This window comes from Umboniibacter marinipuniceus (genome assembly GCF_003688415.1).
Taxonomy (GTDB): Bacteria; Pseudomonadota; Gammaproteobacteria; order Pseudomonadales; family DSM-25080; genus Umboniibacter; species Umboniibacter marinipuniceus.
In genome coordinates this window covers 604,554-617,687 of record NZ_REFJ01000001.1, presented here as the reverse complement: position 1 = coordinate 617,687, position 13,134 = coordinate 604,554, and the positions used below count along the sequence as shown (strand labels likewise).

Genomic DNA, 13,134 nt, shown 5'->3' with positions numbered 1-13,134 from the left:
GATTCAGAAATGTATGTTCAAGACCGCGCTATTCAATTTCCACCACCTGACCATCGAGACGTTTGATTCGGACGACGAGTCGTGGCTGCGCTGATTCTTTTACCTCGAGATCTACCCCGAGAATAGCGAGCTTTTCGGTCATCTCGTTAGGATTAGGATGATAGATCGCAAAGCTCACCAACTCGCCTGCAAGCGGAGCACCCGTTGAGGGATGAGGCGTATTACCCCAATCGATGAGTGCAGGAATTGCCCCGCTTGGAGATAAAGCATACGGATCGGAAAGTGCCCAGTGAAGCACCGTACCGTCGGGCTGTTCACGAACACCCGAAGATACTGCACCAATGCCGGCACCGTCATACTTAGCTTCTTGGTTAGCGAGATCATCCACCTGCATAACCCAAGCAATCAGGCGCGAACTATCTAGGCTGTCTATATCGAAGAGCATGCCGCGAATCGGCGGTGATGCCTCAGGGTCGGCCGCAATCACTTCGAAATATTGTCCGTTGCCTAACGACAACAGCGCGTTGTGCGTGCCGTATTGAGGATGCTTACCGCCAATGGCTGGTCTCACCCCAAGTAGCTGTTCGATTTCATCCATACCGGTTTCGAGGTCGGGCGCGGCATAGAGTATGTGATCGACCTGTTTGACGACCGGCGCTGAGTTATCGGATTGCTCTTCGGCAACTGTTAGAGAAGAAGCCGTAAAACCAACCAGGAAGAGCCCGCTGAGTAGTTTTTTAGCCGTAAGCGTTAATCTGTCTTTTGCTTTCATCGTTTCGCTCCCTGAGTGGCAAGATTGCGTTACTTCTTCACCCTATCTTAGTTACCAGCATTTTTCCAACGCCGCTGGTGACTTTAGATTACCCTGCCAACCTGCCAACCTGTCATAAAAACTAGCTATTGGTGCGATCCCGAAACTATACGTATAATGCGTAGAGTGATTTAATGAACTGGCTATTTATTGAATCTACGATTTTTATGAGAATGCGTCGCTCTTATCTGAACGACGGGGAATTTAATGAGCTCCAAAACTTGCTGTTAATGTACCCGCTTACGGGAGATGTTATCCAAGGTACGGGAGGTCTGCGAAAGCTTCGTTTCAAGCGTGGCACATCGGGTAAACGGGGTGGTCTTCGAGTGATCTACTGCCATAGGCATTGCGCTGAAACCATTTACCTACTAGCGATCTATCGTAAAGGCGAAATGAGCGATTTATCGCCTGTGCAGAAGCAGCAAATAAAACGATTTATGGAGGCTTGGCTAGATGAACAAACGTGATTTATTCAACGAGCTGACAAATTCTCTCAACGAAGTAAAGCAGCACAGCGAAGGCAAAATAACCTTGCGCAGCTTGGGTGTTTCAACATTGCCTCAACTTGAAATTGCACCCTACGAAATCATGGATCTTCGCGAGCGCTTGAATATATCGCGGAGCGTTTTTGCGCATTTGCTACGCACTTCGCCTCGCACCCTTGAGAACTGGGAGCAAGGGCGCAGCGTACCCAATGGGCCTGCGCTCACCCTGTTAAAATTAGTGCAACAGCATCCCGAGACGCTGGAGAAAATTAGTTCGCTCTAACGGCTAGATCTAGCGTTCCAATGGAAACAACAGCGAGTCTTCCCCGGCCAATTAGCTATTGAATTGATAGACACTCACGTTCGCGTTGGTCGAACCTTCTAATCGCAGTGAACACTCTCCCCAACTACTTGGGATGGTGAAGGCACCTTGACCGGTATAATCGTAGCGTTTGAATTTACCGCTGCAGCGCAGTTCAAAGGCCGATACTTCACCCTCATTAACCGCTAGCTCAAACACGGGACGAGCCAGTTTTTTCGACCACGCCCCGCGTTCGCCCAAGCTTGCGTTAGCCACCACATACTCGCGCTGTTCAAGCTGAGCATTAATCTGATCACCCAGTGCAATCACTTCCATAATCTGTGGTACTTCCCGCCATTCCTCAGGAATACCCGCTGCCCAATCCACGGCGCCAACATAATCTTCGGTATCTAAGAGCAACGCAAAGCCCTGTTTAACCACCACTGCGGCATTATCCATGGATAAGCGTTCAACCCCCCAATTTACCGCCTTCTGGTATGCCTTCAACGCTTCCGTTGGCTCATTTCTTAATTCCAAATCTAAGCCGTTTAGCATTTGGAAGTTAGCCTCTTCGTAGAAACTACCGCGAGAGATCTCTGCCAGCTCGGCTACCGCCGCGCTAAACTCAGTCCAATTCGCTTGCTGATAGGCCTCCACGGCGGCGTTGTTCGCTGTTCGATAACGACGGGAGCCACCATCGTTCGATGGGCTGCCATCACTATTTTGAAACTCGAAGGTGAACATATTAGCGTTATCACAGGACTCAATGGCTTCACCATTTAGTGTTGCCGGTTCGTATTTCGCCTTAAGCGCCGCGGCAATGGCCGCACGCTCGAAATAACGACTGCCACTTGAATCATCAATGACGGCATTGACCACATTCCCCTGTGTATCCACAACGTAACTGACAACGGCCCACCCTTCGCGACCCTCCCTTAATTCCTGCCGGGGAAACTGCGGTGCAAATTTTTGTATCGCAACCGGTGCCACAAATTCACTTTGAGCGGAAAGCTGGACAACATGCTCACTTGGCGTGGTGGAGATTGACTCATCCTGTTTAAGTTCAACTGGATTAGTGGCTGCGGTAGCCAATGAAAAAATAAGGCTAGTTAACATAGAAGTCCTTTTCTGTGGACATCCATTCTGGTGGAAGTCCTTTTCTGGATAGACCGAACAGGATAATAACCCTGCTGCGTTGCCGATGATTAGTTAAAACAATAAACCACTATCTTACTAAGCCAGTGATTGACTGCGCAAGCGCCGCTATTTGCGTCTCGATCTTTCTATGGAGGAACGCCTCCAGCTCGGCACCCCGCCGAGTCGCGCTAACCGGTGTCGTGCCCTGACATCAACATGAACATCGTTAGGTTTGGCAAAGAACTACCTATTTGGGTAGTTACTAGTTAAGCCAATGGGCAGATCATCATGTTATACCCCCCGCGCCGTATGACGAACCAGCCATCGAGCAATCGCCACCTGATGACAAAAGGCACACATACGTGTATGATAAGCTGCACATGAAGCTATTCAACTGGAATGCAGTAAAGAACCAATCACTCATTGAAACCCGCGGAGTTTCATTTGAGGAAGTGCTGTTTTTTCTGCAAAACGGTGGCCTATTAGATGACCTTAGGTACCCCAACAGCCAAGACTACCCCAACCAAAGTGTGTTCGTGGTTGCACTGAATGACTATGCTTACCTTGTCCCTTACGTTGAGTCTGATAGCGAAATTTTCTTAAAAACTATTATACCTAGTCGCAAGCTCACCAAACGTTACCTACGGAGTTCGGAGTCATGAAAGACCAACTGCTTAGCAATGAAGAACAGTCGCTACTGGACGAAGTAGAAGCTGGTAACTTTGAATCCAAACTGTCGGAAGCTCGTCAACAGGAGCTCTCCACTGCCGTGGAGAACACCTTTAAGAAGGATAAGCGCATCAATATCCGTATTTCTAGCCGAGATCTACAGGCCATTCAGTCTCGCTCTCTTCAAGAGGGCATTCCATATCAAACACTGATCTCCAGCGTTCTTCACAAATACGTTTCGGGATCATTACTTGATGTCACCGCCAGCAAAGTGAAATCTTCAGATTCATAACCTAAACACTTCACGGAGAGCTCATTCTCGGTGGCCCTCGTCCAAGAACCAAAAATTCCCGCACCTGAGAGGGCACGGTAGTATCGCGAATCTTCGCCTGTCGCCCTTACCCCCAGCAAACACCTAACAACCCTGTGGGTAACTTCCCGATAGCCGGTATTCACGGGCGTTGGGAGCAATGGTTGGCGAATGACCAGTGATTAAAAAGCAGCCTAAAACTTGAATTAAACGCCAACAGTCAAGCATTTTATTGCGCTATTTCAGCATCAATTGCCTGTTGTACAGCGCGATAAAATGCTAGCCGTTCCGGAATTTGCGTGCGATCACTGGCGACTTCCCAGTTACCGTTTGAGGCAATAACTAGATTTCGCGCTGGATCAATGAAGATCCCTTGGCCGAAGATACCGCGAGCCATGTAAGCACCGTTATCAAGCGTCCACCACTGGTAGCCGTACCCGGTTTCAGCCGTATCGCTTCCCACCTGATTGGTGGTAGCGTTAACAATCCAACCGTCCGGTAGAATGGATTCGCCCTGAACTTCACCCCCGCCTAGCATAAATAAGCCCATCCTAGCGAAATCTCGCACCGTTGCTTGGATACAACAACCGCTAATCTCCTGCCCAGAGGAACTGAGTAGCCAGCTTGCATCCGCTTCCATGCCGAATGGCGCCCAGATTTTTTCCGAAAGATACTCGGCAAGGGTTTTGTTAGTTGCCGTGCTAACAAGCAGACCAATAAGGTTGGTTTCACCCGTTTTATACACCCACTTTTCCCCCGCCGGGGCTTCGCGCTCAAGACTGCGCATATAAGAGATTGTGGTATCCACACCCGGTTCAGGCACGTGGTTATTAAACTTGGCCACATCGGACTCAGGATCACCATAGTCTTCATTCCAGCGGACACCCGAGGTCATGGTCAGCAGTTGGCGAATTGATACGCCGTCGTAAACTGAGCCCGCCAATCCCGGTAGATAGATGGCTATATTGTCATCAATGCTGTCAATATAGCCGTCTTCAATGGCTGCACCCACGAGCGTTGAGGTAAATGACTTGGCTACCGAGAAACTGGTCCAACGCCCATCGGCGGTGAACGCATTTTGATAGCTTTCATAGCGAACCGCACCCTTGTGGATAATCACCATACCGGCGGCACGCTGAGCCGCCATGTAGGCGTCCACGTCCACATCCAATGCCAATGGCTCGCCTTCAGGCAGCGCCAAGACATTGTCTCCGCTTGCTATCACACGGGACTTGGCTAACAGTGGTACTTTGTCCAAGGCTCGGAAGGCATAATCGCGCTGTTCGTTTGTCCAGAACAGCAGGTCTTTGTTGGTTGGGAAGGTCAAGATCAGACTGCGAACATCGCGATCAATAGTTTGCCAATAGTAGGTACCAGACCCCAATATCACTACTAGTACTGCTAGAAACCATTTTTTCATGTTTGTTACTCATTATTATTTGAACGCTTACGTTACACCCTAGCTAGGCCTGGAGCAATTTGCGGAAAGACGAGAGTAGGCCCCACGGGCTAACCTCACTGCTCCTAATATCACTTAGCTTACCGTCTTGCGCTCTGTTCCAGTGAGCTCGTTACAAGACACTGTCACCTGCGTTACTAGCTATTTACCTATCCTTACCGCACACTTTAAACACTAACTAATCACGGAGTTTGCAATGAATAATTTCTTTAGTGTGGCGGGAAAAGTAGCAGTAGTAACCGGCGGTTCACGCGGTATCGGTGAGATGATAGCCACCGGCTTACTTCAGTCTGGCGCCAAGGTTTACATCACTGCACGTCGTGCCGAGGAACTCAATGCCACCGCCTCCCGCCTTAGTGAATTCGGTGAATGCATTGCCATTGCCTCTGACCTCTCAACAACGCAAGGTATCAGTCAATTCGTTGCGGCGGTGAGTCAGCGCGAGACCAGCATTGATATTCTCGTGAACAACGCTGGGGCGGCTTGGGGCGACACCATAGATAACTTCGCCGAGGAAGGTTTTGATAAAGTCATGGACCTCAACGTGAAATCAATCTTCTTCCTAGTTCAGAAATTCCACCAGCAACTCAAACAAAGCGCTACCCAAGCGGACCCTGCTAGGGTGATTAACATTGGATCCATCAACGGTTTAACCAACCCGAAGATGAACAATTACAGCTATTCAGCCAGTAAGGCCGCAGTTCACCAGCTAACACGTCACTTGGCCGCTGATCTGGCCGAAGAGTTCATCACGGTCAACGCCATTGCGCCGGGGTACTTCCCGAGCAAAATGACGGCACACATTATTGAAGCCGATGACGCCCTCAAGGAATCGGTGCCGCTCAAACGTCTGGGGAGTTACGAAGACGCAGCAGGTACCGTGATCTATTTGTCTTCACGCGCCGGTGCTTACGTAACTGGGCATACGCTCACTGTGGATGGTGGCATGGTGGCCGCTGCAGGTTAACCGAGTAGCTCAATATTGAGTTGAAATTGCTCTGAGGCCTGTACCGATACTCGCCACTCAAAGCGATCTATTTTTGTGCCCACGGTGAGATAACTCAGTGTATGATGAAGCTGAACTTAAAGGCGTACCGACTATGTTTGAAGAACTGGATTATCAGGAAACACCGCTTGGCTCTATTAGCCTGCGACGTCGTAGCGAACCACGGTTGAATAATCGTATTGTCTACGAGGTGAAGATGAATGATGAGTTTCTGATGTCTAGCCTTTTCTATGAGGCCGAGTTACAACTTTCCTATCTTGGCTTAGCGGCACTGGATCGCGATGAACTTAATGTGGTGGTGGGCGGCCTAGGGCTTGGCTACACCGCCGGTGCGGCGCTGGAAGATGATCGTGTTGCACAGCTGCGAGTCATTGATGTCATGGCGCCAGTAATTAGCTGGCATCAACGCGGCCTAGTCCCGATGGCCAAAGCGCTAACTTACGACGAGCGCTGTGAATTGGTGCTCGATGACTTCTTTGCCTGGGCACTGGATGGCGAACGCGATCAGGCCTGTCTAGACGCGGTATTGCTGGACATTGATCACACCCCTGCACATTGGCTAACGGCCAGTAATGAAGGTTTCTACAGTGTGCAAGGGTTACGCGCTATTGCCGATAAGCTAAAACCTGGTGGCGTTTTCGCACTTTGGTCAGACGATGATCCCGACCCTGAATTTATGGCGCTGTTAGAAACGGTATTCAGCCGTGTAGAGGGCACTCGGATTACCTTCCCGAATCCCTACCAAGAGCTCGATGCCTCAAATGGTGTTTACGTAGCCATTAAATAGCCTTTGATAGCGGCTAAAGTCCGACTAAAGGCTATTTACACCACATCACAACCTTGCTTAATTTAGCGAATCAGCCCAGCTTCGTCACCGACATCGGTGCCAAAACGAATAATAGGGAAATGAAGAGGTAATGATAGACAGTAAACGGAGGCAATGTCGAGCGCTAGCCGAATGATCTCGGCTAACGCTCACAACGGAGCTGAGGATTAGCTCACTAGCAGTAATACGATGGCGGCGCCAACTGCACCACCCGCCAATACGCCGCCAATTAACTGGGCGAAACTATAGCTTTGAACCACTTCGACCACCTCAAAAGCTTGATCCGAAATGATGGTGCTCGCATCAATATCCAGCGCTGCCGCAATACACAAAACGGATTCACTTGCGCCGGTGCCATAGCGTTCAATTCGCTGGATAGTTCGCAAACTAAGCCCCGACGTATCAGCAAGCTGCTGTTGCGTCCAAGCTTTCGCGGAGCGAAGTGCTTTAAGTTGTTGAGCGTCGATATTCATCCCAACGCTCCCTACTTAAATAACAATTCAAAGATCATTACACCGCTAAAGCCTACTGCAGCGCCTGCCAACAAACCGGTGGCCAATTTTTTCCAGTCAAACTTACCATTCTCGTCACGATAGTAGTTGAAGGTGACCGTTTTCAAGTGGGCGCCATCTTTAACCACGCTCACCGAGACATCACTCTTGTAAGCTTTGGTGATATCTAGCTCAACCTCATAATCAACGCCGTCTACGCAAAAGGTGTGCACGGTTTTAAAACGCAAACTCAGCTTTTTCGAAACTAGTTTTCCGTCTAACCACACTTTCTCCATACCGGTCCAGCTAGAGCCCCATACAATCAGCTCTTGGCCATCAATATTAAAGTGTGCGGTAACGCCATTAAGTACTGAAACTGATAATGGCTTATTGGTTATTTCCTGTGACATGTTTTTCTCCTTGATGAAAGTACGATGCCAGATTCACATAACGCTGTCATGTCCGAAACGACACCAATATGCCTGTCACAAGGCTGACAGATAGCTGTCACCTCACTGTCAGCGCCAATTTCGCTGTGACAGTGAGGTGTCACATTGCCTAGAGCCATTGATTTTATTGACCTAGCGTTATTTCTCTAGCGTCCGGCAGATGAGGCTTCGGCTTCAGCTCATTCAGCGTTGAGGCCAACAGAAGTCATCGGGACTTAGCTGAACTTCTCCTTTCGGGCGCTCTGTGCCCAAAAAACTCTTGCTCTCAAGGTGTAATTTATCCATATTCTATAGTTGCATAGGCAAACATATTGAGTCTTCCATGAGGAAATTGGTAGTCTGCTGCGATGGCACGTGGAACGATGCTACCCAAAAAGGTAGTAATGAGTTTGAAACTACCAACGTTGCCCGCTTCTACAACCTACTAGATCAGGGTCAAGCCAACCAACGGTGCTTTTATCAGCCGGGCGTGGGCACGGGTGGCTTTTTTGATCGGCATATTGGCGGCATGTATGGCCGAGGTTTGGGTAAACAAATCATGGCTTGCTACCAGTGGTTAGTCACCGAATACCAACCGGGCGACATCATCTATCTCATCGGGTTCAGCCGCGGTGCCTTTTGTGCTCGAAGTTTGGCCGGACTCATCAACCGCTATGGGATATTATGTAATCGGTTTGACTCGGCCAAGGCACTTTCAAAAGCCGTGAAAACGCTCTATCGCAAGGGCTATCAGTACGGACTTGAGGACTACCAACTGCCGAGGCCGATGGATTTTCACCCTCACTCTACCGCTATTGGTTTTGTAGGCGTTTGGGACACTGTAGGCGCTTTAGGCATTCCCGATGACCTAGTTCTCTTCGATCTTTTTGATGCCCCGAGGCGTTATCGCTTCCACGATGTTGAACTCAGTCCAGCCGTACTGAATGGCAGGCACGCCCTTGCCATCGACGAACAACGCTCTAGTTTCTTTCCTACCCTTTGGAGTAATAAACATCATCCGTCCGTGAAACAGGTTTGGTTTGCGGGCGCACATGGGGATGTGGGTGGCGGCTATGCCGAACGCGGGAGCGCCGACATTAGCTTGGCATGGATGATTGACGAGGCTTGCAGCCCCCACCTAAATGGGGAGGTTCCCGCTTTAAGTTTCAGCCATGACGTTACCGCGATATTAGCACCGAACCCCGAAGCGCCTATCCATAACACCTACCAAGGCATCATGCGCTTTCTGTTACCCCATCCACGCAGCATTCCCAATCTTGCCGATGAAGTAACCGTTCATGACTCGGTGAGACAGCGTCAGAATGCCGACCTACATCCTATTTACCGCCCCGAATGCGGTGTTTGTACCAGCGGCGTAAGTCTAACTATTTCGGCCAATGAAGCCTGGAACTGGACCGGCGTTTACATTCAAGCGGGTGTTAGCTATCGCATTCAATGCGCCGATGAATGGGTAGATGCGCCCTTAGAGGTAGCATCAAATGGGATTAGGTTGCCGCAGATGCGGCTACGTATTTTGCTCCAACTTGGCGGTTCACTGATTGACCATCTTGAATGGGCGGTTAAACGCATCATCAACAAACAGCGTGCCGACTTGTTCCTCTCTCGCCGTATTCCCAAGGAACCTTGGTTTTGTGTGATGGCCGCCATTGCTGACGCCCCCAATCCAAGCCACGATGGCACGCCTCCTCATCATAAGGTACTTAGAGTTGGCAAGTCGCTAACATGGACCGCCGCTAGCAGCGGCTATCTCTATCTCTTCGCCAATGATGCCTGGGCTCATTATGGTCACAATAGTGGGTCACTTGAGGTAAATGTGGAACAGCTTTCTGATACTGAGTCCGCCGTGTTTGGCGAGTCTGCTGCACCTTCTGCGTCTGCCGAGTCAGCCGGTTCTGCTGATACTCTTGAGACTGTTGATACTGTTGATACTGTTGATACTGTTGAGGCTCTTGATACTCTTGATACTCTTGAGGCTGTTGATACTGTTGAGACTCTTGATACTCTTGATACTCTTGAGGCTGTTGAGGCGGCTGAATCCACTGAGACGATCAAAGAGAGCGAGACTAAGACGGAAACTAACAATAGGTTGTGAGTAACTCTTCAGCGCGCTCCTTCTCCGTGAGTTTATTATGCACAGGCTGATATCCCACTGTTGATTATCTAATCATTCTGCACCCTATTCGATCAACTTTAGGGCCTCGTTTCTTCGCTGGTCAAAAGCTAACCGCTAGCGCCAAGCCCTGACATAGCTTACTGAGGAAGACATATCCTTGAGTTACACACAGCTCTTTACACACTTAATGTGGATTAAAGTTTCTAGCGGTTACTATTTCTTGGCAAACGAAAGCGCTTCTACGTTAGACTAAATTTAAAGGTTGCTCTGTCAGGCAAATACTTCCTAATAGAATAGGTCAACTACTATGGAACATCGCTCCGAGCTCAAACTAAAACGAAACATCGGGACAGGTTTACTGACGCTTTATGGTCTTGGGACTATTCTGGGCGCAGGTATTTACATCTTAGTTGGGAAGGTAGCGGGTTACGCTGGTATCTACGCGCCAGCGGCCTTTCTTTTAGCAGCACTTTTAGCAACCTTGAGTGGCTATAGCTACGCCAAACTCAGTGCCCGCTACCCCAAAAGCGCAGGCGAGGTGGTTTACGTTCAGAACGCCTTCCACCTTAGCGCCCTGTCTCGAGCGGTAGGCTGGTTAGTGGTCCTCACTGGCGTGGTGAGCGCCGCTACAATCACTCGAGGCTTCGTTGGCTACTTACAGGTGTTTATTGACGTGCCTTACGTATTAGCCATCACCGGGTTGGTACTAATCATGACTTTGCTCGCTATCTGGGGGGCCGCCGAATCAGTGATTGCCACGTCGATAGCCACCATACTGGGGCTGATTGGGCTGGCTATTGTTTTGTTTTATAGTGCACCACACCTCATTAACCACCCTGAATCGTTCGCTCAGCTCATCCCCCCTGCCCATGACTCCAGTTTGTGGTTTGGTATCGTATTGGGTGCATTTCTCGCTTTCTATGCGTTTATTGGCTTCGAAGATATCGTCAATATGGCAGAGGAAGTGAAAGAACCGGAAAAAGCCATGCCAACCGCTATCATGCTAGCCATTATTGTTAGCAGTTTGCTCTATGTCTTGGTTGCCATTGCCGCTGTGAGTCAGCTGAGTATTGAGGCGCTTAGAACTAGCAGTGCGCCGCTAGCGGATGTGATGCAGCAACACAGCCCCACCGCTGCACGTGTGGTCAGTTTGATTAGTTTAGCGGCCATCATCAACGGCGCTTTGGTGCAGATTATTATGGGCTCTAGGGTTCTATTTGGTATGGCATCTCAAGGATTAGCTCCCCAGCAGTTTGCTGTCATCCATGCTTCACGTCGTACACCTTATGTCTCCACCGCTGTGATCGGTTCCGTTGTCTGGGTTTTGGCATCGGGATTTGAGCTCACCCTGCTCGCTAAAATCACTAGTTTTATCATTATTGTGATCTTCTTTTTGGTTAACGTGTCATTGCTACGCCTAATCAAGCGCGACCCTAGCCTAGAGGCTAACCCTCTGATTCCAGCACTTGGCGCACTAATTTGTATCGGCTTTCTCGCCAGCCAAATTTACCAACTTTTCACCACTGGCTTCATGGTCTCGCATTAGCCGATTTTCAGACTTGGGATTCGTTGCCAAGCCACGTTGATAATTCGCCGCAACGGTAAACAATAGGCGGAATAGCCTGCGAATCGTTTTACATACATGCGTTCTGGCTAAATAATTCGCGCCAAATGTGATATTTCTAAACTTATATCGCTATACTCCCGCTACCCCAATCACCCCGAGAACGCACATGTCATTTTCTGAACTAGGCCTAAAGTCTTCCATCGCTTCCGCTGTAACCGAGAAGGGCTACAACACACCAACGCCTATTCAAGCCAAGACCATTCCGGTGATTCTAAAAGGGCGTGACGTGATTGCTGCGGCACAAACTGGCACCGGTAAGACTGCTGGATTCGTGCTACCTATTCTCCAGCAGCTGGATAACGGTCATAAGCTAAGAGGTAAGCGCATTCGCTCGCTAATCTTGGTCCCCACCCGTGAATTAGCCATTCAAGTTCATGATAACGTTGTTGCTTACGCCAAAAACCTAAGCTTAACGTCAATGGCGATGTACGGTGGAACCGACATTGACGCACAGAAACAGCGCCTTATAGAAGGTGTAGATGTGTTAGTGGCCACACCTGGTCGTTTATTAGATATGGCTCATCAGCGTGCTTTGCATTTTGATGAGCTTAAGATCTTAGTGCTGGATGAAGCAGACCGAATGCTGGACATGGGCTTCAGCAAAGATATCTATGACATCATTGACCGCCTACCACAGCAACGCCAGAACCTGCTGTTTTCAGCCACCATGTCAGATGACGTTCAGAACTTAGGTGATGACCTCACTCACTACGGTACTAATGGTGACGTGATTGAAATTCGTATGTCCGCCAAGAATGAGGCCGCGAGTAGTATTGAGCAATGGCTCATCACGGTAGATAAAGACACCCGATCTGCGTTACTGAGCCACCTTATTAAGGGGGGCAACTGGGATCAGGCACTCATCTTTACTGAACAAAAGCATGTTGCCGCCAAGCTCGTTGCTCAGTTAGGGAAACGCGGCATAGAAGCCGATTGTATTCATGCAGATCGCAGTCAGGCACAGCGCGAAAAGGTACTTGCGCAGTTCAAATCAGGAAAACTTAAGTATTTGGTAGCCACTGGTGTCGCCGCGAGGGGCATTGATATTGGCAAGCTATCGAGAGTAGTTAACTATGATTTACCTTTTAAGCCCGAAGAATACATTCATCGAATTGGCCGAACTGGTCGAGCAGGTGCCGCGGGTGAAGCCATTTCACTGGTCACATGGGGTGACTTCAAGAAACTCTGCGCAATAGAAAGCAGTCTTGGCCATCTTATCGAACGCAGAGAGGTGGAAGCGTTCCCGGTTCGCAAAACGGTACCGATCTCCATCCTTAATTACGTACCCAAGAACCAACGTCGCTAATTGCCGCTGTCATGAACCCCGCTATGCTAGTTGGCGCAGTCTACTCTGTGCCAACTGGGGCCCCGGTGCAATTTAAAGCCACCTCTTTGAGGTTTAATTCTACTACCCTCTATTGCGCTAGTTTTGAGATGGCCTGCGCGAACT

General features: G+C 49.4%; 13 protein-coding genes and 1 pseudogene. 9 read left to right on the top strand and 5 right to left on the bottom strand.

Features of this window, described 5'->3' with window-relative positions; translation table 11 throughout:
- Positions 1-28: 28 nt before the first annotated feature.
- Positions 29-772, bottom strand: a complete 744-nt coding sequence (locus tag DFR27_RS02830; RefSeq protein ID WP_121875936.1) for a VOC family protein — start codon at positions 770-772, stop codon at positions 29-31.
- 173 nt (positions 773-945) lie between these two features.
- Between DFR27_RS02830 and DFR27_RS02825 the strand changes: the two genes are divergently transcribed.
- Both DFR27_RS02825 and DFR27_RS02820 read left to right on the top strand, forming a co-directional pair.
- The gene (locus DFR27_RS02825; RefSeq protein ID WP_121875935.1) at positions 946-1,278 is read left to right on the top strand and encodes a type II toxin-antitoxin system RelE/ParE family toxin; all 333 of its coding nucleotides are present in this window, start codon (positions 946-948) and stop codon (positions 1,276-1,278) included.
- The gene (locus DFR27_RS02820) at positions 1,265-1,579 is read left to right on the top strand and encodes a helix-turn-helix domain-containing protein (protein ID WP_121875934.1); all 315 of its coding nucleotides are present in this window, start codon (positions 1,265-1,267) and stop codon (positions 1,577-1,579) included. The genes DFR27_RS02825 and DFR27_RS02820 overlap by 14 nt, the downstream gene beginning before the upstream one ends.
- A gap of 51 nt (positions 1,580-1,630) precedes the next feature.
- On the opposite strand, the gene DFR27_RS02815 is transcribed toward DFR27_RS02820, so the two are convergent.
- A complete protein-coding gene (locus DFR27_RS02815; protein WP_121875933.1) occupies positions 1,631-2,713 on the bottom strand; it encodes an energy transducer TonB in 1,083 nt (360 codons plus the stop codon).
- A 383-nt stretch (positions 2,714-3,096) separates the two neighbouring features.
- Between DFR27_RS02815 and DFR27_RS02810 the strand changes: the two genes are divergently transcribed.
- Positions 3,097-3,396 carry a BrnT family toxin gene (locus DFR27_RS02810; RefSeq protein ID WP_245962587.1) on the top strand — a complete coding sequence of 100 codons (300 nt, stop codon included), beginning with the start codon at positions 3,097-3,099 and terminating at the stop codon, positions 3,394-3,396.
- The gene (locus DFR27_RS02805) at positions 3,393-3,695 is read left to right on the top strand and encodes a hypothetical protein (RefSeq protein WP_121875932.1); all 303 of its coding nucleotides are present in this window, start codon (positions 3,393-3,395) and stop codon (positions 3,693-3,695) included. Before DFR27_RS02810 ends, DFR27_RS02805 begins: the two co-directional genes overlap by 4 nt.
- A 247-nt stretch (positions 3,696-3,942) precedes the next feature.
- Here the strand turns inward: DFR27_RS02805 and DFR27_RS02800 are convergent, their stop codons facing one another.
- On the bottom strand, positions 3,943-5,133 hold the full coding sequence (locus DFR27_RS02800) for a serine hydrolase domain-containing protein (protein ID WP_121875931.1): 1,191 nt from the start codon (positions 5,131-5,133) through the stop codon (positions 3,943-3,945).
- Positions 5,134-5,368: 235 nt separating this feature from the next.
- Here DFR27_RS02800 and DFR27_RS02795 point away from each other — a divergent pair, with 235 nt between their 5' ends.
- Together DFR27_RS02795 and DFR27_RS02790 are read left to right on the top strand one after the other, a co-directional pair.
- Positions 5,369-6,139, top strand: a complete 771-nt coding sequence (locus DFR27_RS02795; protein ID WP_121875930.1) for an SDR family NAD(P)-dependent oxidoreductase — start codon at positions 5,369-5,371, stop codon at positions 6,137-6,139.
- A gap of 133 nt (positions 6,140-6,272) precedes the next feature.
- Positions 6,273-6,965 (top strand): polyamine aminopropyltransferase, encoded by a 693-nt coding sequence (locus DFR27_RS02790; protein ID WP_121875929.1) that lies wholly within the window; start codon positions 6,273-6,275, stop codon positions 6,963-6,965.
- Between the two features lie 206 nt (positions 6,966-7,171).
- Here the strand turns inward: DFR27_RS02790 and DFR27_RS02785 are convergent, their stop codons facing one another.
- On the bottom strand, positions 7,172-7,477 hold the full coding sequence (locus DFR27_RS02785) for a helix-turn-helix domain-containing protein (RefSeq protein WP_121875928.1): 306 nt from the start codon (positions 7,475-7,477) through the stop codon (positions 7,172-7,174).
- Positions 7,478-7,488: 11 nt separating this feature from the next.
- On the bottom strand, positions 7,489-7,905 hold the full coding sequence (locus DFR27_RS02780) for a hypothetical protein (RefSeq protein WP_121875927.1): 417 nt from the start codon (positions 7,903-7,905) through the stop codon (positions 7,489-7,491).
- A gap of 361 nt (positions 7,906-8,266) precedes the next feature.
- On the opposite strand from DFR27_RS02780, the gene DFR27_RS02775 reads away from it, so the two are divergent.
- From DFR27_RS02775 to DFR27_RS02765, 3 genes and pseudogenes are all read left to right on the top strand, one after another.
- Positions 8,267-10,036, top strand: coding sequence for a DUF2235 domain-containing protein (locus DFR27_RS02775; RefSeq protein WP_121875926.1), 1,770 nt, complete (start codon positions 8,267-8,269; stop codon positions 10,034-10,036).
- Between the two features lie 328 nt (positions 10,037-10,364).
- Entirely contained in the window at positions 10,365-11,603 is a 1,239-nt protein-coding gene (locus DFR27_RS02770; RefSeq protein WP_121875925.1) for an APC family permease, read from the top strand.
- Positions 11,604-11,790: 187 nt separating this feature from the next.
- Positions 11,791-12,807, top strand: a pseudogene (locus DFR27_RS02765) (DEAD/DEAH box helicase); the annotation flags it as partial.
- Between the last annotated feature and the right edge of the window lie 327 nt (positions 12,808-13,134).

Excerpts from the sequence above, each read along its gene's own strand:
- DFR27_RS02830 (WP_121875936.1), bottom strand. The coding sequence starts at position 772 with ATGAAAGCAAAAGACAGATTAACGCTTACGGCTAAAAAACTACTCAGC.
- DFR27_RS02825 (WP_121875935.1), top strand. The coding sequence starts at position 946 with ATGAACTGGCTATTTATTGAATCTACGATTTTTATGAGAATGCGTCGC.
- DFR27_RS02820 (WP_121875934.1), top strand. The coding sequence starts at position 1,265 with ATGAACAAACGTGATTTATTCAACGAGCTGACAAATTCTCTCAACGAA.
- DFR27_RS02815 (WP_121875933.1), bottom strand. The coding sequence starts at position 2,713 with ATGTTAACTAGCCTTATTTTTTCATTGGCTACCGCAGCCACTAATCCA.
- DFR27_RS02805 (WP_121875932.1), top strand. The coding sequence starts at position 3,393 with ATGAAAGACCAACTGCTTAGCAATGAAGAACAGTCGCTACTGGACGAA.
- DFR27_RS02800 (WP_121875931.1), bottom strand. The coding sequence starts at position 5,133 with ATGAAAAAATGGTTTCTAGCAGTACTAGTAGTGATATTGGGGTCTGGT.
- DFR27_RS02795 (WP_121875930.1), top strand. The coding sequence starts at position 5,369 with ATGAATAATTTCTTTAGTGTGGCGGGAAAAGTAGCAGTAGTAACCGGC.
- DFR27_RS02790 (WP_121875929.1), top strand. The coding sequence starts at position 6,273 with ATGTTTGAAGAACTGGATTATCAGGAAACACCGCTTGGCTCTATTAGC.
- DFR27_RS02785 (WP_121875928.1), bottom strand. The coding sequence starts at position 7,477 with ATGAATATCGACGCTCAACAACTTAAAGCACTTCGCTCCGCGAAAGCT.
- DFR27_RS02780 (WP_121875927.1), bottom strand. The coding sequence starts at position 7,905 with ATGTCACAGGAAATAACCAATAAGCCATTATCAGTTTCAGTACTTAAT.
- DFR27_RS02775 (WP_121875926.1), top strand. The coding sequence starts at position 8,267 with ATGAGGAAATTGGTAGTCTGCTGCGATGGCACGTGGAACGATGCTACC.
- DFR27_RS02770 (WP_121875925.1), top strand. The coding sequence starts at position 10,365 with ATGGAACATCGCTCCGAGCTCAAACTAAAACGAAACATCGGGACAGGT.